Origin of the sequence: Nocardioides sp. (genome assembly GCF_030655615.1) — a bacterium.
Lineage (GTDB): Bacteria > Actinomycetota > Actinomycetes > Propionibacteriales > Nocardioidaceae > Nocardioides.
The window spans coordinates 1-25,990 of record NZ_JAURVJ010000022.1 but is presented as its reverse complement, the minus strand read 5'-3'; the positions used below and the strand labels follow the sequence as shown (position 1 = coordinate 25,990).

Sequence of the window (25,990 nt, the reverse complement as noted above, 5' to 3'; positions counted from 1 at the left end):
TTCCGTTCATCTAGATCATCTCGACCTGGCCAGTCGGGTGACCCGGCGCCCTGCGCGCCAGGCGCACCCCGTTCAAGGAGGAACACGTGAGGCTCAGCGACAAGAAGATCATCGTCACCGGCGGAGCCCGGGGCATCGGCGAGGCCACCGTCCGAGCGTTCGCCGCGGCCGGCGCCACCGTCACCGCCATGGACGTCGACGCCGACCTCGGCGCCCGGGTCGCGCAGGACGCGTCCGGCGACGTGCCCGTCACCTTCCGGTCTCTCGACGTCGCCGACCGCGCGCAGGTCGAGACCGTCTTCGCGGGGGCGGCCGAAGCAATGGGCGGCCTGGACGTGCTGGTCAACGTCGCCGGCATCCAGACCTTCGCCCCGGTGCACGACATCCCGTCCGACCTGCTGCAGCGGATCATGTCGGTCAACTTCTACGGCACCGTGCACACCAACGCCGCGGCGTACGCGGTGATGAAGCCGCAGGGCTCGGGCGCGATCATCAACTTCGGCTCCGAATCAGGCCTCACCGCCGAGCCCGCCAACTCGGCCTACGGCGCCTCGAAGGCGGCCGTCCACACCTGGACCCGAAGCGTGGCTCGTGACTGGGGGCCGGACGGCATCCGGGTCAATGCGGTGCTGCCCTATGTCGTGACGCCCATGTACACGGAGTTCCGTGCGCAGCTGACCCCCGAGTCGCTGGCGGCGCACGACGAGGACACCAAGAAGCAGATCCCTCTCGGTGGCAGGTTCGGGGACCCGACGACCGACCTCGCGCCGGTCCTGGTCTTCCTGGCCAGCGACGACTCCCGCTTCATCACCGGCCAGCTCCTCCCGGTCGACGGCGGCCTGATCTCCGTCCGCTGACCTTCCGTGGTCGGACCACGCTCCGCAACCAACAGCCGCGCCACCCCGGTCACCACGTCGGTAGGTCGACGAAGATTGGACCGAAGGCTCTGTCCCTTTGCGCCGCCTATGGGCGTGGCCGATGCGCCCGCTCGTGCCAACGCCGGGCGGCCCCCACGGCTCGCCACCGGGCTGCGCCGCAGGCGAACCGGGTCACCCTCAGCCGGCGCGGCCAATTGCCGTCCTTGCTGCCGCGGTGAACATGCGGACGAAGCCCGGCCATGTCCGCGGCGAGAGGGCGATCGAGGTGACGGTGCGGGTGCGGGTGGTGACCGGTTCCGGGTCGTCTTGGAAGCGCTTCTCCAGCCAGGTCAGCATCGCCGGCAGGCCGAGGACCATCAAGGAGATGTGCTCGCTGAGCCGGTCGCGTACGTAGCTCACCTCGACGCCTGCTTCCACGTAGCGAGCGACCTGGGCGTCGACGTCGGCCACGTCGATGATCTGGTCGTGGACCGACTGCAGGACCAGGATCGGGCACTGCGGAGCGGTGAGGCCGAGGCGGAGGTCGTCGAACACCTCGATCACCTCGGGCTCGGCGAGGACGTCGGCCAGGGGCGGGTCGACGAAGTCGTCGAAGTCATCGAACGCGTAGCGCACCACGGCAGCAACGGTCGTCAGCTCTTGGAGCTGGTCGAGGCGCTCGATGCCGTCGTCGTGGGTGTGTCGGCGCACGACCTCGCCGAGACCGGGGTAGGCGTGCCGCAGGCCGGACACGACGAGGGCCGGAAGTCCGGCATTGAGCCCGCCGTTGAGCTTGATGAAGGCCTCGCCGGGGTCGCCGACCGGTGAGCCCAGGACGGCCCCGACGAGCAGGATCTCGGGCGCGTAGCGCGGCGCCATCTCGGCGGCCCAGGCCGAGGCCATGCCGCCCCCGGAGTAGCCGATCAGACCGACCGGCGTGTCGTGACTCATCCCGGTCGGCGGGTAGGCCGTCGCGGCGCGGATCCCGTCGAGGACGCGGTAGCCCGGCTCGCGCGGCGCGGCGAAGTAGCCGTGGCGTCCCTCGTGGTCGCTCAGGCTGACGACGTACCCCTGGTCGAGCAGGCCGGCGATGATCGTGAGCTCGAACTGCGGGAGTTCGCCCCACGCCTTGGCACCCGGGCGCAGGGCGTAGGACGGGAAGCAGCGGTCCGAGACGGCGTCGATCGCGCACTGGTAGGCGACGAGCCGCTGGGGGTGCTTCGGGTCGTGCCCGCGTGGCATCAGGATCGTCGTCACCGCGACCTCGGCCCGTCCATGGAGGTCGGTGCTGCGGTAGGCGAGCTGCCACGCGGTCAACCCACGCTGGGTGACGAGGCCGAGGAACGCGACGCGTACCTGCCTGCTGCGCACGATCGTGCCGGGCGCCAGCCCCGCAACGTCCGCGGGCTCGTCGTAGAACGGGTCGTCACCCGGTCGAAGAGGCCGACGAACGGTGCGTTCATCGGTGTGCGGGACCGTCCAGTCGAACGCGCGCTCGCTCATGGTTGATGGTCTCACTCAGCCTGATGCTGGCGATGCGTCCCCGTGCACTGCAGTGCACGCAGCTGCAACCGAAAACTGCAACTGGACCAGCCCTCTCGTGAGGGCTGATCCAGTGAAGTTGCTCTGACCTGCAGAAACGCTGAGCCGCCTGTCAGAATCGAACTGACGACCTAGTCATTACGAGTGACTCGCTCTACCAACTGAGCTAAGGCGGCCGGCGCCACGCACCGAGATGCCCTGACGACCGTCGGGAAGTATACGGACGAGCGCGGGCGGGACGAAAACGAGATGTCAGGCGGCCCGGTGATCGGCCGTACGCCGGCCGGCAGGCTCGGTCTGGGCGGCGCCGCACCAGCACTCGAAGCCGATGACGAAGCCGTCCTCGGCGGGGCTGACGCCGGTGAGCTGGCTCGGGAAGATCAGGTAGCGCTCGGAGCAGACGGTGCAGGTGTGGGCGAACATGGCTCCATTCTGAGCCGTCGCTCATTCCAGGGGTAGCCTTGGTTCCCGTCAGGAACCCTAGGATCGTCCTATGCTTTCCCTGCACCAGCTGCGCTGCTTCCTCGCGACCTACGAGCACGGGTCGCTGACGGCAGCGGCCGACGAGCTCGGCTACGCCCAGCCCTCGGTCTCCGAGCAGGTCCGCGCGCTCGAGACGTCGCTGGGCGTCCAGCTCTTCCGGCGGGTCGGGCGGGGCGTCGTACCGACGACGGTGGCCGACACCCTGCGCCCGCACGCCGAGAAGGTGCTGGCCGCGGTCGAGGAGGCGCGCGAGGCGGTGCAGAGCGTCAAGGCGTTCGAGACCGGGACGATCCGGTTCGGGATGTTCGGCGTCGCGCGGTTGTACGCCGGCGCCGGGCTGATCGCCGACGTGCTCGGCCGCTATCCCGGGGTCCGGGTGGAGCTGGTCGGGCAGAACTCGACCGAGGTCGCCGAGGACCTGCGCCGCGGGCGCCTCGAGGCCGCGATGCTCGCCGTCTCGGGGGTCGAGAGCGAGGGGATCACGATCACGCCGGTGGCGCGCGAGGAACTCGTCTACATCAGCGCCGACCCGACCCGCCTGACGTCGCCCGTCACCGCGCGGCGGCTCGCCGAGGCGAGCCTCGTGATGCCCGAGACGACGTGGCGCGCCGAGGACTCCACCCGGATCCTGCTGCGCCAGATGCTGCACGAGACCGGCCGCAACCCGCAGACCCGCATCGAGGTCGAGGACGTCGAGACCGCGGTCGAGCTCGTGGGCCTCGGGCTCGCCGACTCGGTCATCCCGCGCGGGGCCGCCGAGCAGCTCATCCCCCGGCTCGCGCCGGGAGCCGGGTGGGTCTCGCTGCGGCCGCGGCAGTGGGACACGTTCGCGATCGTCCACCGGACCGGTGCGGTGCTCTCGCCCGCGGCGCGGCTGATGATCGAGCTGGCAACCGCACGGATCCAGGAGATCGCGGAGCCGCTGGCGCGCTCGTGAGAAGCCGCTCAGGCCCCTCTCAACCACCGTGATGAGAACCTAGGCCCATGTCTGCCGAACAGGAGCGCGAGGTCGCCGAGGCCTCCGCCACGCTGGAACGCGCGCTCATCGAGGTCAAGAAGGTCGTCGTCGGCCAGGACGTGATGGTCGAGCGGATGATGGTGGGCCTGCTGGCCCGCGGTCACATCCTGCTCGAGGGCGTGCCCGGGGTCGCCAAGACGCTCGCGGTGCGCACGCTCGCCGACGTCGTGGGCGGCTCGTTCGCGCGGTTGCAGTTCACCCCCGACCTGATGCCCGGCGACATCACCGGCACCCGCGTGTGGCGCGCGAGCACCGAGACGTTCGACGTCGAGCTCGGCCCGGTGTTCGCCAACCTGGTGCTGGCCGACGAGATCAACCGCGCGCCGGCCAAGGTCCAGAGCGCGCTGCTCGAGGCGATGGCCGAGAAGCAGGTGTCGATCGCTGGCAAGAGCCACCCGCTCCCCGACCCGTTCCTGGTGCTGGCGACGCAGAACCCGGTGGAGTCCGAGGGCGTCTACCGCCTCCCCGAGGCGCAGCGCGACCGCTTCCTGCTCAAGGTCGACGTGCCCTACCCGACCGGCCAGGAGGAGTTCACGATCCTGCACCGGATGTCGGTCAACCCCCCGCGCGCCGAGGCGGTCCTGACGCCGGCCGACCTGATCCGCCTGCAGGGCGTGGCCGACGGCCTCTTCGTGCACCACTCGGTGGCGTCCTACCTCGTCAACCTCACCATCGCGACCCGCTCTCCCGAGCGCTACGGCCTGCCCCACCTGAGCAGCGTCATCGAGCTCGGCGTCAGCCCGCGCGCCTCCCTCGGCATGCTCGCCGCCGGTCGTGCGCTCGCCCTGCTGCGCGGCCGCTCCTACGTCCTGCCGTCCGACGTCGCCGAGGTCGCCTCCGACGTGATGAGCCACCGCCTGCTGCTGTCCTTCGACGCGGTCGCCGACGGCGCCGACCCGCGCGCCATCGTGCGCGAGGTGGTCGCCGCGGTGCCGCAGCCGAGCGTCGCGACCCGCGAGGACCCCGACGGCCAGAAGCTCAGCCAGACCAACCACACCCAGCCGATCCCCACCGGCGACTACCGCGGCGAGCACGTCGGTCCGTGACGGCATGACCCAGCGCCCCGACTCCCTGCCGCCCCTCGGCGGCACCGCCTCGCCGGAAGCGGTGTTCGGCGCGCTCGAGCTCGCCGTACGCCGTCGCCTGCCCGGCCGGCTGCACGGCGACAAGCGGGGCCTGCGCCTCGGGTCGGGCTCCGACCCCGAGGAGGTCGTCCGCTACCGACCGGGCGAGGACGACGTGCGCCGCATCGACTGGAACGTCACCGCCCGCGCCGGCGAGCCCCACGTCTGGCGGCCGCTGGCCGAGCACGAGCTCGAGGCCTGGGTGCTCGTCGACGACTCCCCCAGCATGGCCTTCGGCACCGTCGCGCTCGAGAAGCGCGACATCGCTGCTGGCGTCGTCGCCGCGATCTCGCTGCTGACCGCCGGACCCGGCAACCGCCTCGGCACCGCCCACCTGACCGGCGAGGGCCTCACCTGGTCGCAGCCGGTCCCCTCCCGAGCCGCCGCCCACCGGGCGCTCCGGCGTCACGTGACCTCGTCGACCAAGGGTGGGCCCGACCTGGCCACCGCGCTGCGGACCTTCGCCGCGCGGCATCCCCGTCCCGGCGTCCGCGTGGTCGTCACCGACCTGGTCGAGCCCGACGGGCGCAGCGAGCGCCCCTTCGCCTGGGAGCAGCCGCTGCGCCGCCTCGCCGCCGCCCACGAGACCCTCCTCGTGGAGATCGTCGACCCCCGTGAGCTCGAGCTGCCCGACGTCGGCACCGTCACCCTCGAGGATCCCGAGACCGGCCGGCGCCAGGAGGTCTTCACCTCCGACCGCAAGCTCCGCAAGCGCTACGCCGAGGTCTCCGCCGCCCACCGCGCCGCAACCGCCGACGCCGTGCGGTCCGCCCGCGCCGGCCACGTCGTGCTGCGCACCGACCGCGACTGGGTCCGTGACCTGGCCCGCCACGTCAACGGTGCGCCGATGCGACGGGTGGTGCCGGCATGAGCGCCCCCGTGACCCCGATGCTGGCCCTCGCCTCCCCCAGCTGGCTCTGGCTGCTCGTGCCCGTGGCCGCGCTGCTCGTGCTCTACCTCCTCGCCCAGCGGCGCCGCACGACGTACGCCGTCCGCTTCGCGACCCTGCCCATGCTCGAGCGCCTCGTGCCGAAGCGACCCGCGTGGCGCCGGCACGTGCCGGCGGTCCTGCTGCTGCTGGCCTTCGTCGTGCTGGCCTTCGCTGCCGCCCGCCCGCAGGTCGACGAGCAGGTGCCCCGCGAGCGCGCCACCGTGATCGTCACCGTCGACGTGTCGCTGTCGATGCAGGCCACCGACGTCTCGCCCGACCGGCTGACCGCGGCACGCGAGGCGGCGCAGGCGTTCGTCGAGGGACTGCCCGACGGGTTCAACGTCGGCATCGTCGAGTTCGCCGGGTCGGCAGCCGTGCTGTCGGAGCCCAGCCCCGACAAGGCCAAGGCGATCGCGGCGCTCGACCGGCTCGAGCTCGCCGAGGGCACCGCGATCGGCGACGGCGTCGTCACCTCGCTCGCCCAGATCGAGGCGCTCGGCGACCAGTCGACCACCGAGGACGGCGGCGAGGCCGAGCCCGTCCCGGCCCAGATCGTGCTGCTCTCCGACGGCACCAACACCGTCGGCAGCAGCATCGAGCAGGCCGCGGCGGCCGCCACCGAGGCCGGCGTACCCGTCTCGACCATCGCCTACGGCACCCCCACCGGCACCGTCGAGGTCGACGGCGAGACCGTCCCCGTCCCCGTCGACCAGCCGTCGCTCGACTCCCTCGCCGACGCGACCGGTGGCAACGGCTACTCCGCCGAGACCGCCGCCGAGCTCGACGAGGTCTACGACGACATCCAGTCGTCGATCGGCTACCGCACCGAGCCGCGCGACGTCACGCCCGTCGTCGTGGCCGCGGCCCTGCTCCTCGGCCTGCTGGCCGCCGGGCTGAGCCTGCGCTGGTTCTCGCGGCTGCCCTGATCCCCGCGTCCCACCGGCCGGTGACGGTTGCGGTCAGAAGCGCTTGGACCAGCGGCGGTTGGGGATCTGGTCGGCCTTGCCGCGCCACTGGTTGTCGGCGCGGTAGGCGATGATGTCCCACAGCTGGACCTTGACCCGCACCTTGCGCGGGCTGCCGAGGCAGGTCTTGGGCAGGCCCATCCCGACCTGGTCGCGGCCGGGCCGGAAGAAGAAGTAGACGGCGCAGTCGAGGTAGCGCCACTCGCCGTCGACGCGTCCGACCAGGAACGACCCGCGCCGCTCGTCGCCGTCGATCGGGCTGTAGGAGAACGCGTAGAACTCCGCGCCCGCGCGGTCGGGGTCGGTGTCGTAGAGGACCTGGATCGCCTGCGAGCCGGCGACGGTGAGGCGGCCGGTGACGGTGGTCCAGATGCAGGTGTCGGCCCGCCTGTGCCAGAGGCCGGCGCCGTTGATGTCCGCGCCGCGGGGCCCGTCGCCGAGGCGCTCGGTGATCGTCTTCTGCGGGCGACCGTTGGCGCACATGCGGGCGCGCTCCTGGGTGGCGCCGGCGTTGGCGGCCCTGGTGTGCGTCGTGGTGGCGGACGTGGTCGCCGACGCCGTGGGGACCGCGAGCAGCGGCAGCAGCAGGAGCGGGGCGAGGAGACGTCCGAGGGCCGACATGTGCCCACCCTCGCCCCCGGCGTGGGCCGGGCGCCAGCGGAACTATCCGGCGTGACCGCTCAGCACTCGGTGCCGTCCTCCGGCACGGTGCCGTCGATCAGGTAACCCTCGACGGCCTCGTCGATGCAGCTGTTGCCCTTGTTGTAGCCGGTGTGGCCGTCGCCGTCGCGCGTGAGCAGGACGCCGCTGTCGAGCTGCTCGGCGAGCGCGACAGCCTCCTCGTAGGGCGTGGCGGGGTCGCGGGTGGTGCCGACGACCACGATCGGCGCGGCGCCCTCGCCGTCGATGATCGGGGTCGGCTCGGCCGCCTCGACCTGGATGCCGTGGCAGCCGATGAGCCCCCACGCGAAGACCCGGCCGAACGTCGGCGAGGCCTCGTCGAACGCGGGGAACTCGGCCGGCACGTCGGCCGGCTCGATCGACGACGGGTCGTCGAGGCAGTTGATGGCGAGGATGGCCTCGAGGCTGTTGTCGTCGTAGCCGCCGCTCGCGTTGCGCGAGCCGTAGAGGTCGGAGAGGAGCAGCAGCGTGCTGCCGCTGCCGTCGAGGGCCTCCTCGAGCGCCTGGTCGAGGTAGGACCAGCTGTCGCGACTGTAGAGCGGCGTGATCAGCCCGTAGAGCGCGTTGCCGGCCTCGAGGTCGCGGTCCTGGTTGGTGGGCAGCGGGGACTTCTCGATGTCGGCGAGCAGGTCCTCGATCGTGGCCAGCCCGGCCTCGCGGGAGTCACCGAGGAAGCAGTCGCCGCCGTCGACGCAGTCGTCGACGTAGGCGTCGAGCGCGGTCTGGAACCCGGCCGCCTGGCTGAGCGCGTTGTCGCGGAAGTCGAGGGTCGGGTCGGTGGCCCCGTCGAGCACGAACCGGCCGACGTTGCCCGGGTAGAGCTCGGCGTAGGTCGAGCCCAGCGTGGTGCCGTAGGAGAACCCGAGGTAGCTCAGCTTCTCCTCGCCGAGCGCCGCGCGCAGCACGTCCATGTCGCGGGCCGCCTCGACGGTCGACACGTGGCCGATCAGCGAGTCCGAGCTGGCCACGCAGCCGGCGAAGAACTCGTCCTGGTTGGCGGTGATCTCCTCGCCCTCGGCGGCGTCGTCGGGCGCGGGGTCCTGGGCGACGAACGCGTCGAGGTCGGCGTCGTCGAGGCAGTCGACCGGGTCGGACTCACCGGTGCCGCGCGGGTCGAAGGCGACGATGTCGACCCGGTCGAGGAGCTCGGAGCGGAAGTAGCCCGTGGCGTTCTCGGCCATCGTCGTACCCGGCGCTCCGGGGCCGCCCGGGTTGACCACGACGGACCCGATCCGATCGGCCTGGTCGCCGGCCGGCACCCGCTCGATCTTGAGGTCGACGGTGTCACCGTCGGGCTCGAGGTAGTCGACCGGCACCGTGAGCGCCGCGCACTCGTTGCCGCCGCAGTCCTCCCACGCGAGCTGCTGGGAGTAGAACTCCTCCAGCCCCTCGGGCACGGGACCGGCGGCCGTCGTCGGGGTGTCGGTGTCCGGCGTGGCGGCGGGCTCGGTCGACCGCGAGGTGGGGTCGGCGTCAGTCGACGGGCTGTCGTCGCCGTCCCCCACGACGAGGGCGGCCACGAGGCCCCCACCGACGCCGAGCACCAGCACGGCCACGATCGCGACCACCAGCACGAGCTTCTTGTTCACCGTGACGACCCTTCTCCACGCGGACGGCGAGCGCCCCCATCATGTCGTGACGCGCCAACCCGACCCGTGGGCGGTGCGTGAGCCACCGAACGCGCCTTCTCGGGAGGGCTGAACGGTGGCTCACCCACCGCTCGTGGGGTCGGGTCGGGTGGGCGGTGCGTGAGCCACCGAACTCGCTGTCTCGCGGGACCGGAACGGTGGCTCAGCTACCGCCCCCGGGGTCGGGTCGGTGGGCGGTGCGTCAGCCACCGAACCCGTCGTTCGACAGACCAGCAACGGTGGCTCACCCACCGCCCACCCCGGGCCGGCCCGGTCAAGCCACCTCGCCGCTCGCGTCGCGCAGCAGGAACTCCCTACGCAAGCCCTCAACGGCCTTGCTCAGGGGACCGAAGAGCGACGCCCACCGGTCGCCGAACTCGGGCGCGGGTCCGTCGTAGCCACGCGTCACCAGCATCTGGTGGACCTCGAGGACCAGGTGGCGCGGCTGGTTGAGCTTCTCGTTGGTCGCCTGGACGTAGGCGATCTCCCCGCGACGGAGGGCGGCGTAACGGCCGATGTCGCTGGCGAACTGGATCGGGTCCTCGAAGTGCTGGCGCCCCTCGTACTCGACCGCCGCCCGGAACGCCACGTAGAACAGGTCGACGATGATCGTGACCGTCTCCCAGAGCGGGACGGTGGCGTTGACCTTGGGGCGGGGCAGTCCTGCGAACTCGAGCACGGCCCGGGTCTCTGACTCCTTGAGGGACCGGCTGTCGCCGTCGAGGTAGTCGCAGATCCACAGCGCCTCGAAGGCGCCGGCCCGCCATCGCGCGCCATAGGCCAATGCCTTGAGCTCGTCGAGAGTCATGTGACCGTGGTGGAGCAGCCAGTCCCCGACCTTGACGGCATCGATCACCCGCGCCAGGGAGCAGTAGGCGATGAAGGCGGCCGCGACGCAGATGCCGATCTCGTCACGGGGCGCCAGCTTCTTGGTGCGGTGGAGGAACACGTTCTCGAGCTGGCGATGGAGGTCGCCCTCGACCACGAACCTGATGGGAAGGCGCGGCCCGAAGTCGAGTCCGAGCTGCTGCAGCCGACTGATGCCGGTGAGGTGGGCTCGGGCGGGCAGGGCGAGCTGGGCTGCGAGCAGCCAGTCCTCGTCGGTCATCTCGTGGTCGCGGACCCGCCACACGCCGTCGTGGACGCGGACGAAACGTTGCCCCTCCAGCATGCGTGAGGTGACACCGGCGTCGAGCGCTTCGGCACGCGAGAAGGGCCGTTGGCAGAGATCTTCCGGGATCGGGTTCATGACGGCCAGGGTCAGAGAACGGGCCACGCTTCGGCAGACCTGGTCCGACCACCTGTGGAGAACGCCCTCGTGCGGCCGACTGTGGACGATTCCCGGTCAATTCCACAGGCCGCGCGCCACTGGCGGGCGGTCGGCCAGCTACCGAGTTCCCTGCTCAGACGACCACTTCGGTGGCTCACAAACCGCCCACCCGACCCCACCCGGCCCGGTTCGACCCGGCCCGATGGAGCGGTCAGCCAGCCACCCAAACACCGATCCCAGACGACCCCTTCGGTGGCTGACACACCGCCGACCCGGCTCCGCCCTCCTCGACCACCGTGGCACCCTCAGTCGCCGCGCGAGGGCACCTTGAGCGCCACCATCATCGACTCGAGGGCGAGCTGGACCGGCACGTTGAACTCGACCATCTGCTCGCGGGCCTCGAAGATCCAGTCGATGCGGCGCACGTTGAGCTCGGGGGTGGAGTCGCGGACGAGCTCGGCGATGTCGCCGCGCATCTCCTGGTTGACGAGGTCGACGGGGGCGCCGAGAGCGAGGGCGATGGCGTCGCGGTAGACGGAGACGAGGTCCATCAGGCCGCGGTCGACGTGGTCGATGAGACGGCGGCGGGAGCGGCGCTTCTGGTCGTCGAGCATCTCCTTGAGGGCCGGGCCGTACTCACGGGGGCGGCGGCCGCGCTCCTCGACGCCGTAGGCCGCGTCGAGCTCGGACTTCTCGCGGGCGTCGAGCTCGCCGGTGATGGCCTCGGCCTCCTCCTTGGCGACCTCGGCGAGGTTGGTCGCCGCCGTCATGCAGGCGCCGAGGGAGGTCAGCCGGGTCGGGAGCGAGACGACCTCGCGGCGCCGGTTGCGGGTGGCCTCGTCAAGAGCGAGGGCGCGGGCCCGGCCGATGTGGCCCTGGCTGGCACGGGCGGCGTAGGACGCCACCGCCTCGGGCACGCCCTCGGTGCGCACCAGGAACGCGGCGACGTCGCGCGGCGTGGGCGTGGCCAGGTTGACCTGGCGGCAGCGCGAGCGGATGGTCGGCAGCACGTCCTCGAGCGTCGGCGCGCAGAGCAGCCAGACGGTGCGGGGGTGGGGCTCCTCGATGGCCTTCAGCATCGCGTTGCCGGAGTGGTCGTTGAAGCGGTCGGCGTCCTCGATGATGAAGACCTGGCGCGACCCGACCGGGCTCAGCGCGGCCTGGCGGATGAGCTCCTTGGCCTCGTGGATGCGCAGCTGGATGCTCTGGGTGCGGTGGATCGTGACGTCGGCGTGGGTGCCGGCCAGCGCGGTGCGGCAGGCGTGGCACTCGCCGCAGCCGCCCTGGGGGCACAGCAGGGCCGCGGCGAACGCGATCGCGGCGTTGGACCGGCCCGATCCGGGCGGCCCGGTGAACAGCCAGGCGTGGGTCATGCCGTCGCCGCCGACGGCCCGCCGGAGCGCGGTGACCGCGTGCTCCTGGCCCGGCAGGTCGTCCCAGACCGACGTCACGGGTCGGGTGTCGGTGGGCATGGGCCGAACCTACGCGACCCCACCGACAGCCGTCCCGACCCGGGTCAGCCGGGTCAGGTGCGGGCGGCCTGGCCCAGGTGCGGCAGCACCGCGGCGCGTACGGCGGCCTCGATCGCGTCGACGTCGGCGCGGGCGTCGAGCACGAGGTAGTGGTCGGGGTCGGCCGCGGCCATCACGAGGAACGCCTGGCGGACCCGCTGGTGGAACGCGAGCGACTCGCCCTCGATGCGGTCGCGGCCCTCGAACCGGGCGAGCCCGGTCGCGGGCTCGAGGTCGAGCACGACGGTGAGGTGGGGCCGCAGGTCGCCGGTGGCCCAGCGCGCCACGGCTTCCACCTCGGCGACGTCGAGCGTGCGGCCCGCGCCCTGGTAGGCCAGCGTCGAGTCGACGTAGCGGTCGGTGACGACCACGGCACCCCGCTCGAGCGCGGGCCTGACCAGGGTGGCGACGTGCTCGGCCTTGTCGGCGGCGTAGAGCAGGGCCTCGGTGCGGTCGTCGAGCTCGCCCGTCTCGGGGCTGAGCACGATGCGGCGCACCTCCTTGCCGACAGGTGTGTCGCCGGGCTCGTAGGTGAGGACGACGTCGAAGCCGTCGGCCTCGAGCCACGCCCCCAGGCGCCGGGACTGGGTCGACTTGCCCGACCCCTCGCCCCCCTCGAAGCACACGAGGACGCCACGGTCGGCGTACGCCGGGAGCGAGGGGGGCAGGGGCACGCGCAGGACGCTACCGGCACGCGCCGGGGCGGCTTCGGCCATGTTGCCGCCAAGCGGCCACCACCTGACCTACGCTGCCGCCACACCGGGTCGCCCGACCCGCTCAGACAGGAGCCCCCCATGACGTTCGCCGATGCGATACGCAGCGTGGTCGTCGAGAACTACGCCAACTTCTCCGGACGGGCGCGGCGCTCGGAGTACTGGTACTTCTTCCTCTTCAACTTCCTGGTGAGCATCGTCGCCCAGGTCGTCGACAACGTGATCGGCATCCCGATCCTCACGATCGTGGTCGGCCTCGGCCTGCTCGTGCCCGGCCTCGCGGTCTCGGTGCGCCGGCTCCACGACATCGACAAGAGCGGCTGGTTCATCCTGATCGCGCTCATCCCGCTGGTCGGCGCGATCATCCTGCTCGTCTGGGCGTGCACCGACTCCAAGCCCGACAACCAGTACGGCCCCAACCCCAAGCGCCTGGGCGCCGGCGCGGGCTACCCGGCCTGATCCTGCCCGGCCTGATCCCGCCCGGCCCGATCCCGTCCGGGGTGGGCTGCCCGACCGGGCGGCCCACCTCGACCGGGGTCAGGACTTCTTGGCGGCGGCCTTCTTGGCCGTCTTCTTGGCCGCGGTCTTCGCGGCCGGCGTCTTCTTCGCGGCGGCCTTCTTCGCCGGCGCCTTCTTGGCGCCCTTCTTGGTCGCCTTCTTGGCCGGGCCGCGCTCGCGGCGGTCGGCCAGCAGCTCGGCGGCGCGCTCGGTCGTGATCGTCTCGACCGAGTCGTCCTTGCGCAGCGTGGCGTTGAACTCGCCGTCCGTGACGTACTCGCCGAAGCGACCCGACTTGACGACGATCGGCTGCCCCGAGACCGGGTCGTTGCCGAGCTCCTTGAGCGGCGGCGCGGCGGCGGCACGGCCCCGCTGCTTGGGCTGGGCATAGATCGCGAGCGCCTCGTCGAGCGTCACCGTGAAGAGCTGCTCCTCGGTGGTCAGCGACCGCGAGTCGGTGCCCTTCTTGAGGTAGGGCCCGTAGCGACCGTTCTGGGCGGTGATCTCCTCGGGCTTCTGGTCGGTGCCCTCGGCAGGCGGAGCGACGCCGACCACGCGCGGCAGCGAGAGCAGCTTGACCGCGTCGTCGAGGGTGATGGTGTCGAGCGACATCGACTTGAAGAGCGAGCCCGTTCGGGGCTTGTCGTTCTTCTTCGCGTCCTCGGGCAGCAGCTCGGTGACGTAGGGGCCGTAGCGGCCGTTCTTGGCGACGACCACCAGGCCGGTCTCGGGGTGTCTGCCGAGCTCGATCTCCTCGCCCGCGGGGTTGGCGAACAGCTCCTTGGCCTTCTCGAGGGTCAGCTCGTCGGGCGGCAGGTCCTCAGGGACGTTGGCGCGCTTGGCCAGGGGGTTGCCGTCGTCGTCGGGGCCCTCGAGGTAGGGGCCGTACTTGCCGACGCGCAGGAAGACGCCGGAGTCGGGTCCGCCGACCGGGAAGGTCGCGTTGTCCTTGGCGTCGATGTCGCCGAGTCCGTTGACCAGGGCGTGCAGGCCCTGCACGTTGTCGGAGCCGTAGTAGAACTCGGTGAGCTCGGTGACCCGGTTCTTGCGGCCGCCCGCGATCTCGTCGAGGACGTCCTCCATGCCGGCGGTGAACTCGTAGGACACGTGCCGCGGGAAGTGCTCCTCGAGCAGCCGGATCACCGAGAACGCCAGCCAGGCCGGCACCAGCGCGGTGCCCTTCTTGAAGACGTACTCGCGGTTGATGATCGTGCTGATGATCGAGGCGTAGGTCGACGGGCGGCCGATCTCGCGCTCCTCGAGCTCCTTGATCAGCGTGGCCTCGGTGTAGCGCGACGGCGGCTTGGTCTCGTGGCCGTTGGCGCTCAGCGACGCGGCGTTGACAGCATCGCCCTCGGCCAGGTTGGGCAACCGCGACTCCTGGTCGTCCTTGGCGCCGTCGTCGTCGGTCCCCTCGACGTAGGCCTTGAGGAAGCCGTGGAACGTGATGACCCGGCCCGAGGCGGAGAAGACGACGTCCTCGCTCCGCCCGTCGACATGGCTCGCCGCGCCACCGAGGCGGATCGAGACCGACTGGCCGGTGGCGTCCTTCATCTGCGAGGCGACGGTGCGCATCCAGATCAGCTCGTAGAGCCGGAACTGGTCGCCGGTCAGGCCGGTCTGCGCCGGGGTGCGGAACGACTCGCCGGCCGGGCGGATCGCCTCGTGCGCCTCCTGGGCGTTCTTGACCTTGGACGTGTAGGTGCGGGGGGCGTCGGGGACGTACTCGGCGCCGTAGAGCTCGCGGGCCTGCGAGCGGGCCGCGTTGATCGCACCGCCCGACAGGGTCGTCGAGTCGGTACGCATGTAGGTGATGAAGCCGTTCTCGTAGAGCCGTTGCGCGACCGACATCGTCACCGACGCGCTCATGCCCAGCTTGCGGCCGGCCTCCTGCTGCAGCGTCGTCGTGCGGAACGGTGCGTAGGGCGAGCGGCGGTAGGGCTTGGCCTCGACCGAGCGGACGTCGTAGGTCGTGTCGGTCAGCGCGCTGACCAGCGACTCGGCCCGGCTCCGGTCGAGGTGGACCACGGCCGAGCCCGACCTGAGCTGCCCGTCCTGGCCGAAGCTCGAGCCGCTGGCGACGCGGGTTCCGTCGAGGGAGTAGAGCTTGGCCGGAAACATCCGCTGCTCGTGCTTGCTACCGGCGTCGAAGGTGCCCTCGAGGTCCCAGTAGGAGGCCACGCGGAACGCGATGCGCTGACGCTCCTTGTCGACGACCAGCCGCGTCGCGACCGACTGCACGCGGCCCGCGGACAGCCCGGACATGACCTTCTTCCACAGCACCGGGCTGACCTCGTAGCCGTAGAGACGGTCGAGGATGCGGCGCGTCTCCTGGGCCTCGACGAGGTCCATCGCGATGTCGCGCGGGTTGGCGGCGGCGTCGAGGATCGCCTGCTTGGTGATCTCGTGGAACACCATCCGCTTGACGGTCACGCCCTTCTTGGGCTTGAGCTCGTCGAGCAGGTGCCAGGCGATGGCCTCGCCCTCGCGGTCCTCGTCGGTGGCGAGGAAGAGCTCGTCGGCGTCCTTGAGGAGGCCCTTGAGCTTGCTGATGTGGGCCTTCTTGTCGCGGGGCACGACGTAGTAAGGGGTGAACTCGTTCTCCACGTCGACCGCGAGCCGGCCCCAGGACTTGTCCTTGATCTTGGCGGGCGTGTCCGCGGCGTTGTTGGGGAGGTCGCGGATGTGTCCGATGGACGACTCCACGACGTAGTCCTTGCCGAGGTATCCGCCGATGGTGCGGGCCTTCGCCGGGGACTCGACGATCACCAACTTGTGTGCCACTGGTCTCAGTTGCTCCTTGCCGACCTTGCCTCGCGAGCCCCGTCCGGGGCTCACGGCCGATCACGGTAGCGCGTGCTGTCCAGCACCTCGTCCATCCGGCCCCCGACCGTGCCCTGTGGAGAACTCCGCAGGGAGTCGGTGGTCCGTGCCAGCCTCGAGCTTCCTCGATCTCGGAAGGACAACCACCATGCACCCCCGTTTCTACTCCCTGCCCGGCTACGACGACCGCCGCGACACTGGTCACGACGGTGGCCACGCCGGTGGTCGTTGGTACGACGACCCGCCGCCAGCCGGGCTGCCCGAGCGGGTCACGCACCTCGTGCTCGTCGACGGCCGGCTGGTCGACCTGTGGCACGAGCCGGTCGAGGACAGCCGGTGGGCCCACCACGCTCGTGACCTCGACCGGGCCGTCGACCAGGCCCTCGACCGCGCACTCGACCGGACGCAGGTCGCAGCCCGTCCACCGGAGGCGCCGCTGCCCGAGCGCATGCTCGGCTGGCTCGGCGCGGTGTGCGGATCGGTCGAGCGGCTCGAGTCGCTCGACGACCGGCCCCTCGACGGCGAAGCACCGCTCCCGAGCACCGGCGACCCGGCCGGGCGGGCCCACCTCGCCGAGGCCGCGGCGCTGCTCGACGACGTGGCCCACCACTTCTTCGACGCCGAGACCGCGGTGGCGTTCCGACGGGCCCTGGTGCGGTTCTGGGACGGAGACCCCCGGGTCCGGCTGCGCTCGGCGGCCCACCTGGCGGCCGGGGTCTGCTGGACGGTCGGCAAGGCCAACGACCTGCTCGGGCCCGGCGGGCGCTGCACCCAGGGGTCCGTCTGCGACCGGCTCGGACTCGGCAAGGCCGGGATGTCCTCGCCGGGACAGACCGTGCGCCGGGCCCTGTCCGACTACTCGCTCTACTCCCAGCGCCCCTGGCAGGCGCCCGACATCGAGCTGCTCGGTCAGCCCGACCTGCTCCTCGGCGCCACCCGCGGCCGACTCGTCCGGCTGCGCGACCAGGCCCGCGCGGCGGCCGGGAGCGCCGTCCTCCCGTGACTCCTCCTACTGCAGCGTGAGCAGCCCCGCCTGCTCCTCCTGCTGGTCGATCAGGGCCTGGTCGCCGATCGGGACGACACTGACGAACAGGCCGAACCGTTCCGGGTCGCCGGTGTCGACGACGATCACCTTGGCGACGTCGCCCTCGACCTGGACCTCGGGGTTGTCGATGCGGATCTCGGCGTCCATCACCCACGCCGGCGCGCCGTCGACCGTGGTCAGCCGCGAGTCGAGCAGCTCGGCGCCGCTGAACCCCTCGTAGAACAGCTTGGAACGGGTCATGCACTCGAGCACCACCGCAGCCGCCTTGCCCGGGTCGGGGAAGCCGTTGGCGGTCGAGAGGCTGCCGAGGGCGTAGACGGCGACCCAGCCGGACAGCTCGTTCTGCTCGATCACCTTCGACGGCGCGGTCACGCCGTCGGCGAAGCGGAACGCGGCGGTCTGGTCGGGACCCTTCCCGTAGCCCGGCACCTGCGGCATGGCCAGCCCGCCGCCGGTCTGGTCGGGACCCACGAAGCCGGTCGCGCCCTCGGCGGGCGCACCGCCGCGGCACTGGGCCTTCCGGGGCAGGGCGCTGTCGGTGAAGGGGTTGCCCGGGTCCTCGATCGGGTCGTCACCCGGGTCCTCGCTGGGATCTTCGCTGGGGTCCTCGCTGGGATCCTCCGACGGGTCCTCGCTCGGGTCCTCCGACGGGTCGGTCGTCGGGTCCTCGGTCGGCTCCTGCGTGGGGTCGGTCTGCGAGGTGCCGTCGTCGGAGGCGCTCCCGTCGTCGCCGGAGAAGGACCGGACCACGAAGAACGTGCCGACGCCGAGCGCGATCGTCAGCACCACGGCGAGCAGGACCAGCCCGACCGTCTTGCCGGTGCCGCCCCCGCCCGGCGCGCCACCGGGTCCACCGGGCCCACCGGGCCCCCCGGGCCCACCGGGCCCACCGGCGTACGACTGTCCGGACCAGCTCGGCTGCGCGGGGTTCGGCGTCCAGCCCTGCTGGGGCGGCTGGGGCGCGGGCGGGTAGGGCTGGCCGTAGCCCTCGTAGGACTGGTAGGACGGCGCGACCGACGTCTCGTCGGCCGAGGGCGGCGGGGTCGCGCCCGGGGGGATCGTGGGCGTGTCGAACCCGCCGCCGGCGGGCGGTGCGGCGTAGGGGTTGTCGGTCGCGTCGGCCCCCCAGGCCTGCCCGTCCCAGTAGCGGAAGGCGCCGGGACGGCCGGCCGGGTCGGGGTACCACCCTGGAGTCGCCACGGCGGAACTCTAGTGCGTCAGCAGGGCCCGGCGGGTGGCGTCGTCGGCCGGGTAGAACGCCTCGATCGCCAGCTCGGAGACGGTGACCTCACGCGGCGTGCCGAAGACGGTCGTGGTGGAGAGGAAAGACAGCACGTCGTCTCCGACCCGCAGCCGCAGCGGCACGACGATCCCGGCGGTGGCCTCACCTGCGTTGCCGCCGTCGGCGTCGAGCTCGGCCAGCAGCTCGGCCAGCCGCGGGTCGCGGTCGGTGTCGTGCTCGTGGCGCAGCCGGGCCAGCAGGTGGGTGCGCCACTCGCCGAGGTTGGCGACCCGGGGCGCGAGCCCGCGCGGGTCGAGGGTGAGGCGTACGACGTTGACCGGCGGCTCGAGCAGGTGGGGCGCGACCCCGTCGAGGAGGGCGTAGACGGCGTCGTTGGCCGAGACGAGGTCCCAGCCGGTGTCGATGACGAGGGCCGGGAACGGCAGGTGCGCGGCGAGGATGGCCTCGATCGCGGCGGCGACCTCGGCCATCGGCGGCGCGTCGAGCGCGTGCTCGGGGTGGGCGGGCGCGAAGCCGGCGGCGAGCAGGCAGCGGTTCTGCTCGCGCAGCGGCACCCCGAGGTGGTCGCAGAGCCGGAGGATCATCGCGCTGGTCGGTCGCGACCGACCCGTCTCGATGAAGCTCACGTGGCGGCTCGACACCCCGGCCCGGTGCGCCAGGTCGAGCTGGGACAGGTGGCGGCGCTGCCGCCAGTCGCGGAGCAGGAGTCCGGCGCCGCGGGCCTCAGCGGGCATGGATCGCGAACGCCCGGGCGGGGAAGCCGGAGCCTCCCAACGGCTTGGGCCACGACGCGACGACGAGCGCGCCGGCCTCGGGGACCTCGTCGAGCCGGGCCATCAGCTCGAGCTGCCACAGGTCGTTCTCGAGGACGAGCAGCTCGAGCCCGAAGTCACCGGCCGACGTCGCGGAGCCGGGGTCGGTGTCGGTCTGCTCGTGGCCGACCGCCGCGGCGCCGACCCGGGTGATGAGGTCCTCCAGCACCTCGCGCGACCAGCCGGGGCAGTGGCTGGCGCCGTCGGCGTACTGGTTCCGCATCGCGGCGGGGTCGGGCCAGCGCTTCCACCAGTCGGTGCGCAGCGCGACGAAGCAGCCACGGGGCATCGGTCCGTGGCGCTCCTCCCAGCGCGTGACGTCGTCGAGGGTCGGGACGGCGTCGGGGTCGGTCGCGACCCGCTCGGAGATGTCGAGCACGACGAGCGGCAGCACCATCTGCTCGACCGGGATCTCGTCGACGGTCCGGGCGCCCTGGACGAAGTGCGACGGCGGGTCGACGTGGGTGCCCCACTGGCCGACGAAGGAGTAGCGGTGCACGTTGAAGCCGGCGCCGTCGGCCATGTCGAAGACCTGGCCGCGCTCCTCGTCGGGGAACTGGGGGAAGTGCGGCTGCCCGGGGTGGAAGGCGTGGGTCAGGTCGGTGAAGACGTGGTCGTCGACGAGGTGTCGGTGGAGCGTCCACAGCGGGTGAGCGTCGGTCATGCGCCCACACTCGCACGCACCGCGCGACGGCCCGACTACCTGCGAGGTCATCGCGCCGATGACCCGACGGCGGTGGACTTCTCGGCATCCACCCACGACACGAGGAGACCTCATGACCGACCAGATCCCCGCCTACGCCATCGCCTACCTGCGCGAGGTCGACGTCGACGACGCGATCATCGACTACCTCCAGCGGATCGATGCGACGCTGGCGCCCCACGGCGGGCGCTTCGTCGTCCACGGGGGCGAGCTCGTGCCGATCGAGGGCGAGTGGGACGGCGACCTCGTCGTCATCGCGTTCCCGAGCCTGGCCGACGCGCAGGCGTGGTACGACTCCCCGGCCTACCAGGAGATCCTGCCGCTGCGCGTCGACCACTCACGTTCGATCGCGGCGATGGTCGAGGGCGTGCCGCCGGGCTACCAGGCGACGGACAAGCTGGCGGTGCTGCTCAGGTCGTGAGCCCGGTCGTCAGGAAGCCCTCCGCGACGAGCTCGCCGACGGCCGGCAGGTAGGTGGCGCGGGTCGTGGCCGGGTCGGCGCCGAGCAGCTCGGCGACGGCGTCGAGGATCGCGCCGACCGACAGGTCGCCGTCGCAGGCACCGACGAGCGCCGCCTCGACGGTGTCGACGGTGCGGGCCCGCCGGAAGCCGACCTGCTGGCGCAGCACGATGGTCTCGGGGTCCTCGACGCCCACGGGGCCGTGGGTCTCCTGGACCACGTCGGCCCGGGCCGAGAGGTGGGCGTCGGCGTCGATCCCGGCAGCGACCGCGCGGGCGGCACCTCCCCAGGCGTGGATCGCGGGCGCGATCGGCTGCTCGACGTCGTAGGGCCACTCGATGAGCTCGGTCCGCGGCGCGTCGGCGTCGACGGCGTGCAGGTTGATCCAGCCGAACCCGATCGCCTCGACGCCCTGCTCGTCGAACCACGAGAGCCAGGTGTCGTATCGGGTGCGGTAGTCCGCGGTGCCGTGCAGGCCGGCGTCCTTGAGCCAGAGCTCGACGTAGGCCGCCGGGTCGAGGACCTCACGCTGCACGACGAGCGCGTCGTGCCGCTCGGGGAGCCAGCCGGCGAGCCGCTCGTCCCACGGCCGGTCGCGCTCGATGACCCAGTTGGCGAGGACCTGGCACCAGCCGCCGGGGTTGAGGTGGCGGGGCGCCGTACGGACGATGTCCTCGACGACGCGGTCGCCGGGCAGGCCCGAGTCGCGGTAGACCAGTCGCTCGCCCGTGGCCGGGGAGATGACGAACGGCGGGTTGGTGGCGACGAGGTCGAACCGCTCGCCGCGCACCGGCTCGAAGAACGAGCCGTCACGCACGTCGACCGCGACCTCGTTGAGGGCCGCGTTGAAGCGGGTCACCGCGAGGGCCCGCGCGTTGACGTCGGTGGCGACGACCCGGCCGGCGTGCCGGGCGAGGTGGAGGGCCTGGACGCCGCAGCCGGTGCCGAGGTCGAGCGCCGAGCCCACCGGCTCGCGGATCGTCAGCTGGGCCAGGGACGTCGACGCCGGGCTGATGCCGAGCACGTGGTCGGTGCCGACCCGGTGCGGCCCGCCGTCGAGGCCGGGCGTCAGGTCGCTGACGACCCAGAGGTCGTCGTCGCCGGTGGAGTAGGGCCGGCAGTCGAGGCGCGCGGCGACCTCGCCGACGCTGCGCTCGAGGAGCCCGTCGACCGCGAGCCGGTCGACCAGGCCGGGCAGGGCCCGCTCGGCCTCGGCCAGGGGCACGGTGGTCTGCAGGAGGAACAGTCGCGTGAGCGTCTCGACCGGGCTCCCGCCGCGGGTCTGCGCGAGACCGGGCGCGGTCTCGTTGCGACCGAGCGCGTCGTGGCCGCGTCGGCCCAGCACCTCGGCCACGCGGTCGTAGGTGAAGTCGGCCGCGACGAGCGCCGCTCGCAGGGCGGGGGCGGAGCTGGGGTTCACCCGGCCATCCTGGCCGATCCGGTGCGCAGGCTCCCGGGCGGACCTACCCTGCCGTCATGCGCTCCCCTCGCCTCCGTCCCGCCCTCGTCGTCGTCGCCCTGTCCGCCGGGCTCCTGGTTCCCGTGGGGGTGGCCGGCTCGGCGTCCGCCGCGCCCTGCGTCGAGATCATCCCCGGCGTCCCGCTCTGCCCGCAGCCGGCCGCTACCACGCCACCCACGGTCACGGGCACCCGACAGGTCGGCGAGACCGTCACCGCCACCGCCCCGGTCTGGGACCAGGCCGACGTGGTCACGAGCTATCAGTGGCTGCGCGGGGGCGAGGCCATCTCCGGCGCCACCATGGCGGCGTACACGCTGACCGGCGAGGACTTCGACGAGATGATCTCGGTCCGGGCCAGCGGGCAGGGCTCGTTCCTGCTGCCCGGCACGAGCGACTCGGAGACCTTCGAGCCGGCCAAGGGCGAGGCGATCACCGTGATCAGCCGGCCGGTCGTCACCGGGTCGGCGACCGTCGGCGGCACCCTCACCACCACCGGCGGCGACTGGGGCGCGCCCGAGCCGTCGTTCACCTACCAGTGGTACCGCAGCAGGTTCAGCGGCAACGGTGCCGAGCTCATCGCGGGGGCGACCACGGCGTCCTACGTGCCGGTCGCGGCCGACTCCGGGCGGGCCGTCATCGCCCTCGTCGTGGCCGAGCGGATCGGCTACGAGAAGGGCGCCGCCCTCTCCAACAACGCCCGCCTGCCGAAGGCGGTCAGCACCGCCGCGCTGAGCCTGCCCCGTCGTACGGTCAGGAGGACGCAGGCGCCCGGCGTCCGCGTCGTCCTCGGCAGCCGCGCCGGCCTCACGCCGACCGGGCTCGTCACGATCTACGACGGCGGCCGTCGGGTGCGCTCCTTCACCCTCACCGCCGCGGCCCAGGGCGCCGTCACCTTCCAGATCGCCCGCCAGACCGTCGGCCGCCACCGCCTCACCGTCCGCTACGCCGGCGACACCGCCCACCGTCCCAGCACCTCCGGCGTCCAGGTCCTCACCGTCACCCGCTGACCCGACCTCGCGCTGACCCGTCGCACGAACGCGACGGGTCACCGAAATATGCGCTGACCCGTCGTAGATCTACGACGGGTCAGCGTGGGGTGGAGCTGGGTCAGGCGGTGTTCTCCGCCGTCGGGGCGGGGGTGTTGCCCTCGAGCCCCGAGCCGCGGCGCTTCGAGACGATCACCGCGGCGGCGATGATGGCCACCGCGACGAGCGCGATCAGGATCCGCAGGACGTCGTGCTGGTCCTCGCCGACGCTCATCGAGACGACCGCCGTGGCGATCAGCAGCGAGACCAGGTTCATCACCTTGATGAGCGGGTTGATGGCCGGGCCGGCGGTGTCCTTGAACGGGTCGCCGACGGTGTCACCGATGAGGGTGGCCTCGTGGGCGAGCGAGCCCTAGACGCCGTGGTGGCCGTCCTCGACGAGCTTCTAGGCGTTGTCCCAGGCGCCACCGGCGTTGGCCAGGAAGACCGCCATCAGGGTGCCGGTGCCGATCGCGCCGGCCAGGAAGCCGGCGAGCGCGGTCGGGCCGAGGCCGAAGCCCACGGCCACCGGGGCCAGCACCGCGAGGATGCCGGGCGCGATGAGCTCGCGGAGGGAGTCGCGGGTGACGATGTCCACGACCTTGCCGTACTCGGGACGACCGGTGCCCTCCATGATCCCGGGGATCTCGCGGAACTGGCGGCGGACCTCGTAGACCACCGCGGCCGCTGCGCGGGCGACGGCGTTGATGGCCAGCCCCGAGAAGAAGAAGACCACGGCCGCGCCGAGCAGGATGCCGACGATGACGGCGGGGTTGAAGACCTGGAAGTCGAGCTGGTAGAGCTCGTCGGTCTCCGGCAGCGCGTCCCGGACGGCCTCGTCGACGGAGGTGGCGTAGGACCCGAACAGGGCGGTCGCCGCGAGCACGGCCGTGGCGATGGCGATGCCCTTGGTGATGGCCTTGGTCGTGTTGCCGACGGCGTCGAGCTCGGTGAGGATCAGGGCCCCCTCCTCGCTGACGTCGCCCGACATCTCGGCGACGCCCTGGGCGTTGTCGGAGACCGGGCCGAAGGTGTCCATCGCGACGATGACGCCGACGGTGGTGAGCAGGCCGGTGCCGGCGAGGGCGACGGCGAACAACGAGACGGTGAGCGTGGCACCGCCGAGCAGGTAGGCGCCGAAGACCGCGGCCCCGATGACCAGCGTCGTGTAGACCGCGGACTCGAAGCCGACCGAGAGACCGGAGAGGATGACCGTCGCGGCACCGGTGAGCGAGGTGCGGCCGACGTTCTTGACCGGCTCGAACTCGGTGCCGGTGTAGTAGCCGGTGAGGGCCAGGATGCCCGCGGACATGACGATGCCGATGACGACGGCGGCGGCCGCGATGAACGCGGGGTTGCCGGGGATGTCGGCGAACTCGGCGCCGAAGTCGGCGAAGTCGGTCGGCAGGTAGACGAACGACAGCACGATGCTGGCGACCGCGGCGATGCCCGAGGAGAGGTAGAAGGACCGGTTGATGGTCGACAGCCCGTTGACGCCGGGGGTGGGCTTGGTGAGGTAGACGCCGGCGACCGCGGTGAGCGCGCCGATGGCCGGGATGAGCAACGGGTAGACGAGGCCCTTGTCGCCGAAGACCTGCGAGCCGAGGATCAGCGCCGCGACCAGGGTGACGGCGTAGGACTCGAAGAGGTCGGCGGCCATGCCGGCGCAGTCACCGACGTTGTCACCGACGTTGTCGGCGATGGTGGCGGCGTTGCGGGGGTCGTCCTCGGGGATGCCCTGCTCGACCTTGCCGACCAGGTCGGCGCCGACGTCGGCGGCCTTGGTGAAGATGCCGCCGCCGACCCGCATGAACATGGCGAGCAGCGCCGCCCCGAAGCCGAAGCCCTCGAGCACGTCGGGCGCCTCGTCCTGGAAGAACAGCACGACGAGGCTGGCACCCAGCAGGCCGAGGCCAACGGTGAGCATGCCGACCATGGCGCCCGTACGCAGGCCGATGCGCATGGCCGGCTCACGACCGCCGGGCTCGTTGGCCGCCGCGGCGACGCGGAGGTTGGCGCGGACGGCCAGGCTCATGCCGAGGTAGCCGACCGCGGCCGAGAAGCCGGCGCCGACGACGAAGAACACGGACCGGAAGATCCGGACCGTGGCATCGTCGGCAGGCAGCGCGAGCAGCGCGAAGAACGCGATCACGGCGAAGATCGCCAGCGTCCTGAACTGTCGCTGGAGGTAGGCGTCGGCCCCCTCCTGCACCGCCTGGGCGATGTTCTTCATGTTGTCGGTGCCTTCGCCGGCAGCCAGGACCTCGGAGCGGAACAGGTACGCCATCCCGAGCGCGCCGAGCGCGATCAGGGCGACGACGATGACCAGGACGAGGTTGCCACCGGAGACTTCGACTGCTGCGGGATGGATCCCGGACATGCGTCCTCCTGCGTATGTGGGCGTGCGCCAACCGGGTCGATGTGACCCAGGTCATGGAACGTGGCGGAGTTTACGCACGGAGGACCCCCACGAGGACAGGGGGTGTGACGTGGACCACGCCTCGGGACGAGGGGTGGTCGGACCGGCCGCGGAGGGCCAGGATCAGGCCGGGTCAGGCCTGGGCGAGGGCGGCTTCGGCCGACTCGTGGATGACGAACACCTTGGCCAGCCCGGTGATCCGGAAGATCTTGAGCAGCCGGTCCTGGTTGCAGATCAGGCTGAGCGACCCGTCGTGGGCGCGCACCTTCTTGAGCCCGCCGACCAGGACGCCGAGGCCGGTCGAGTCGAGGAACTCGACGGCCTCCATGTCGACCACCAGGTGGTAGGTGCCGGCAGCGACGAGCTCGGTGATCTTGTCGCGCAGCTTGGGAGCCGTGTAGACGTCGATCTCGCCACCGACGGCGACGATGGTGCGCCCGTCGACGTCGCGCGTCTCGAGACTCAGGTCCACGTGATCTCCCGGAGGGGGGTGAGGCAGGGCTGGAACATCAAACCATGCGACGCGCGCCGTCGCACAGACGATGGTAAAGGCCCGCGGCGGTGTTGTCCCGAGGGTGTCCCCGGCGTGTGCCACCATCGCGAACGTGTCCACCGCCGCCCGAGCCCCGATCGCCGGCGGCGGTCCCGCCGGTCTCGGTGGCCGAGGGCACGGGCAGCAGTCGGTGGCCGACCTCGTGACCCGGCTGGCCGGCGTGCCCGGGCGCGACGGGCGGCACACCCACCTCGAGGTCCGACCGGCGCGCGCCGCCGAGCCGGTGG

Annotated in this window: 23 protein-coding genes, 1 tRNA gene and 1 pseudogene; 9 read left to right on the top strand and 16 right to left on the bottom strand. The window is 72.1% G+C overall.

The window, feature by feature from the left end; translation table 11 throughout:
- The first annotated feature begins 86 nt into the window (after positions 1 to 86).
- The gene (locus Q7T52_RS01810) at positions 87 to 857 is read left to right on the top strand and encodes an SDR family NAD(P)-dependent oxidoreductase (RefSeq protein WP_304799010.1); all 771 of its coding nucleotides are present in this window, start codon (positions 87 to 89) and stop codon (positions 855 to 857) included.
- A gap of 198 nt (positions 858 to 1,055) precedes the next feature.
- Here the strand turns inward: Q7T52_RS01810 and Q7T52_RS01805 are convergent, their stop codons facing one another.
- The 3 genes from Q7T52_RS01805 to Q7T52_RS01795 form a co-directional block, all read right to left on the bottom strand.
- Positions 1,056 to 2,360: a lipase family protein gene (locus Q7T52_RS01805; protein ID WP_304799009.1), complete on the bottom strand. Its 1,305-nt coding sequence runs from the start codon at positions 2,358 to 2,360 to the stop codon at positions 1,056 to 1,058.
- A 142-nt stretch (positions 2,361 to 2,502) separates the two neighbouring features.
- Positions 2,503 to 2,575 (bottom strand) — tRNA-Thr (locus Q7T52_RS01800).
- A 76-nt stretch (positions 2,576 to 2,651) separates the two neighbouring features.
- The gene (locus tag Q7T52_RS01795) at positions 2,652 to 2,822 is read right to left on the bottom strand and encodes a hypothetical protein (RefSeq protein WP_304799008.1); all 171 of its coding nucleotides are present in this window, start codon (positions 2,820 to 2,822) and stop codon (positions 2,652 to 2,654) included.
- A gap of 70 nt (positions 2,823 to 2,892) precedes the next feature.
- Between Q7T52_RS01795 and Q7T52_RS01790 the strand changes: the two genes are divergently transcribed.
- The 4 genes from Q7T52_RS01790 to Q7T52_RS01775 are packed head-to-tail and all read left to right on the top strand — an operon-like array spanning position 2,893 to position 6,881.
- Positions 2,893 to 3,819 carry a LysR family transcriptional regulator gene (locus tag Q7T52_RS01790; protein ID WP_304799006.1) on the top strand — a complete coding sequence of 309 codons (927 nt, stop codon included), beginning with the start codon at positions 2,893 to 2,895 and terminating at the stop codon, positions 3,817 to 3,819.
- Between the two features lie 47 nt (positions 3,820 to 3,866).
- Entirely contained in the window at positions 3,867 to 4,946 is a 1,080-nt protein-coding gene (locus Q7T52_RS01785; RefSeq protein WP_304799005.1) for a MoxR family ATPase, read from the top strand.
- Between the two features lie 4 nt (positions 4,947 to 4,950).
- Positions 4,951 to 5,895 (top strand): DUF58 domain-containing protein, encoded by a 945-nt coding sequence (locus tag Q7T52_RS01780; RefSeq protein WP_304799004.1) that lies wholly within the window; start codon positions 4,951 to 4,953, stop codon positions 5,893 to 5,895.
- Positions 5,892 to 6,881 (top strand): VWA domain-containing protein, encoded by a 990-nt coding sequence (locus tag Q7T52_RS01775; protein ID WP_304799003.1) that lies wholly within the window; start codon positions 5,892 to 5,894, stop codon positions 6,879 to 6,881. The genes Q7T52_RS01780 and Q7T52_RS01775 overlap by 4 nt, the downstream gene beginning before the upstream one ends.
- A gap of 33 nt (positions 6,882 to 6,914) precedes the next feature.
- Here the strand turns inward: Q7T52_RS01775 and Q7T52_RS01770 are convergent, their stop codons facing one another.
- The 5 genes from Q7T52_RS01770 to tmk all read right to left on the bottom strand — a co-directional run bounded on the left by Q7T52_RS01770 (position 6,915) and on the right by tmk (position 12,684).
- On the bottom strand, positions 6,915 to 7,541 hold the full coding sequence (locus Q7T52_RS01770; protein WP_304799002.1) for a hypothetical protein: 627 nt from the start codon (positions 7,539 to 7,541) through the stop codon (positions 6,915 to 6,917).
- 59 nt (positions 7,542 to 7,600) lie between these two features.
- Complete coding sequence (locus Q7T52_RS01765) at positions 7,601 to 9,190, bottom strand: alpha/beta hydrolase (RefSeq protein WP_304799001.1); 1,590 nt, start codon at positions 9,188 to 9,190, stop codon at positions 7,601 to 7,603.
- Between the two features lie 313 nt (positions 9,191 to 9,503).
- The gene (locus Q7T52_RS01760; RefSeq protein WP_304798999.1) at positions 9,504 to 10,478 is read right to left on the bottom strand and encodes a hypothetical protein; all 975 of its coding nucleotides are present in this window, start codon (positions 10,476 to 10,478) and stop codon (positions 9,504 to 9,506) included.
- Between the two features lie 326 nt (positions 10,479 to 10,804).
- Positions 10,805 to 11,971: a DNA polymerase III subunit delta' gene (locus Q7T52_RS01755; RefSeq protein ID WP_304798998.1), complete on the bottom strand. Its 1,167-nt coding sequence runs from the start codon at positions 11,969 to 11,971 to the stop codon at positions 10,805 to 10,807.
- 53 nt (positions 11,972 to 12,024) lie between these two features.
- A complete protein-coding gene (gene tmk, locus Q7T52_RS01750) occupies positions 12,025 to 12,684 on the bottom strand; it encodes a dTMP kinase (RefSeq protein WP_304798997.1) in 660 nt (219 codons plus the stop codon).
- Positions 12,685 to 12,804: 120 nt separating this feature from the next.
- Here tmk and Q7T52_RS01745 point away from each other — a divergent pair, with 120 nt between their 5' ends.
- A complete protein-coding gene (locus tag Q7T52_RS01745; protein WP_304798996.1) occupies positions 12,805 to 13,182 on the top strand; it encodes a DUF805 domain-containing protein in 378 nt (125 codons plus the stop codon).
- A gap of 78 nt (positions 13,183 to 13,260) precedes the next feature.
- On the opposite strand, the gene topA is transcribed toward Q7T52_RS01745, so the two are convergent.
- Positions 13,261 to 16,005, bottom strand: coding sequence for a type I DNA topoisomerase (gene topA, locus Q7T52_RS01740; protein ID WP_304798995.1), 2,745 nt, complete (start codon positions 16,003 to 16,005; stop codon positions 13,261 to 13,263).
- 187 nt (positions 16,006 to 16,192) lie between these two features.
- Between topA and Q7T52_RS01735 the strand changes: the two genes are divergently transcribed.
- Positions 16,193 to 17,047, top strand: coding sequence for a hypothetical protein (locus tag Q7T52_RS01735; protein WP_304798994.1), 855 nt, complete (start codon positions 16,193 to 16,195; stop codon positions 17,045 to 17,047).
- Between the two features lie 6 nt (positions 17,048 to 17,053).
- Here Q7T52_RS01735 and Q7T52_RS01730 read toward each other — a convergent pair whose 3' ends face one another.
- Genes Q7T52_RS01730 through Q7T52_RS01720 form a run of 3 tightly spaced genes read right to left on the bottom strand, consistent with a single transcriptional unit; the run spans position 17,054 to position 19,808 of the window.
- Positions 17,054 to 18,289 (bottom strand): DUF2510 domain-containing protein, encoded by a 1,236-nt coding sequence (locus Q7T52_RS01730; RefSeq protein ID WP_304798992.1) that lies wholly within the window; start codon positions 18,287 to 18,289, stop codon positions 17,054 to 17,056.
- Positions 18,290 to 18,298: 9 nt separating this feature from the next.
- The gene (locus Q7T52_RS01725; protein WP_304798991.1) at positions 18,299 to 19,066 is read right to left on the bottom strand and encodes a helix-turn-helix domain-containing protein; all 768 of its coding nucleotides are present in this window, start codon (positions 19,064 to 19,066) and stop codon (positions 18,299 to 18,301) included.
- On the bottom strand, positions 19,056 to 19,808 hold the full coding sequence (locus Q7T52_RS01720) for a cyclase family protein (RefSeq protein ID WP_304798990.1): 753 nt from the start codon (positions 19,806 to 19,808) through the stop codon (positions 19,056 to 19,058). The genes Q7T52_RS01725 and Q7T52_RS01720 overlap by 11 nt, the downstream gene beginning before the upstream one ends.
- Before the next feature lie 112 nt (positions 19,809 to 19,920).
- Between Q7T52_RS01720 and Q7T52_RS01715 the strand changes: the two genes are divergently transcribed.
- Positions 19,921 to 20,268 carry a DUF1330 domain-containing protein gene (locus Q7T52_RS01715; RefSeq protein ID WP_304798989.1) on the top strand — a complete coding sequence of 116 codons (348 nt, stop codon included), beginning with the start codon at positions 19,921 to 19,923 and terminating at the stop codon, positions 20,266 to 20,268.
- Here Q7T52_RS01715 and Q7T52_RS01710 read toward each other — a convergent pair.
- Entirely contained in the window at positions 20,258 to 21,727 is a 1,470-nt protein-coding gene (locus Q7T52_RS01710; protein WP_304798988.1) for a methyltransferase, read from the bottom strand. The two genes, Q7T52_RS01715 and Q7T52_RS01710, sit on opposite strands and share 11 nt — an antisense overlap.
- 56 nt (positions 21,728 to 21,783) lie before the next feature.
- On the opposite strand from Q7T52_RS01710, the gene Q7T52_RS01705 reads away from it, so the two are divergent.
- Positions 21,784 to 22,773, top strand: a complete 990-nt coding sequence (locus tag Q7T52_RS01705; protein ID WP_304798987.1) for an Ig-like domain repeat protein — start codon at positions 21,784 to 21,786, stop codon at positions 22,771 to 22,773.
- A 100-nt stretch (positions 22,774 to 22,873) separates the two neighbouring features.
- On the opposite strand, the gene Q7T52_RS20565 is transcribed toward Q7T52_RS01705, so the two are convergent.
- The 3 genes and pseudogenes from Q7T52_RS20565 to Q7T52_RS01695 all read right to left on the bottom strand — a co-directional run bounded on the left by Q7T52_RS20565 (position 22,874) and on the right by Q7T52_RS01695 (position 25,682).
- Entirely contained in the window at positions 22,874 to 23,068 is a 195-nt protein-coding gene (locus Q7T52_RS20565; protein ID WP_370692275.1) for a hypothetical protein, read from the bottom strand.
- A gap of 36 nt (positions 23,069 to 23,104) precedes the next feature.
- A pseudogene (locus Q7T52_RS01700) lies at positions 23,105 to 25,171 on the bottom strand (sodium-translocating pyrophosphatase); the annotation flags it as partial.
- A gap of 172 nt (positions 25,172 to 25,343) precedes the next feature.
- A complete protein-coding gene (locus Q7T52_RS01695; RefSeq protein ID WP_304798986.1) occupies positions 25,344 to 25,682 on the bottom strand; it encodes an anti-sigma factor antagonist in 339 nt (112 codons plus the stop codon).
- Between the last annotated feature and the right edge of the window lie 308 nt (positions 25,683 to 25,990).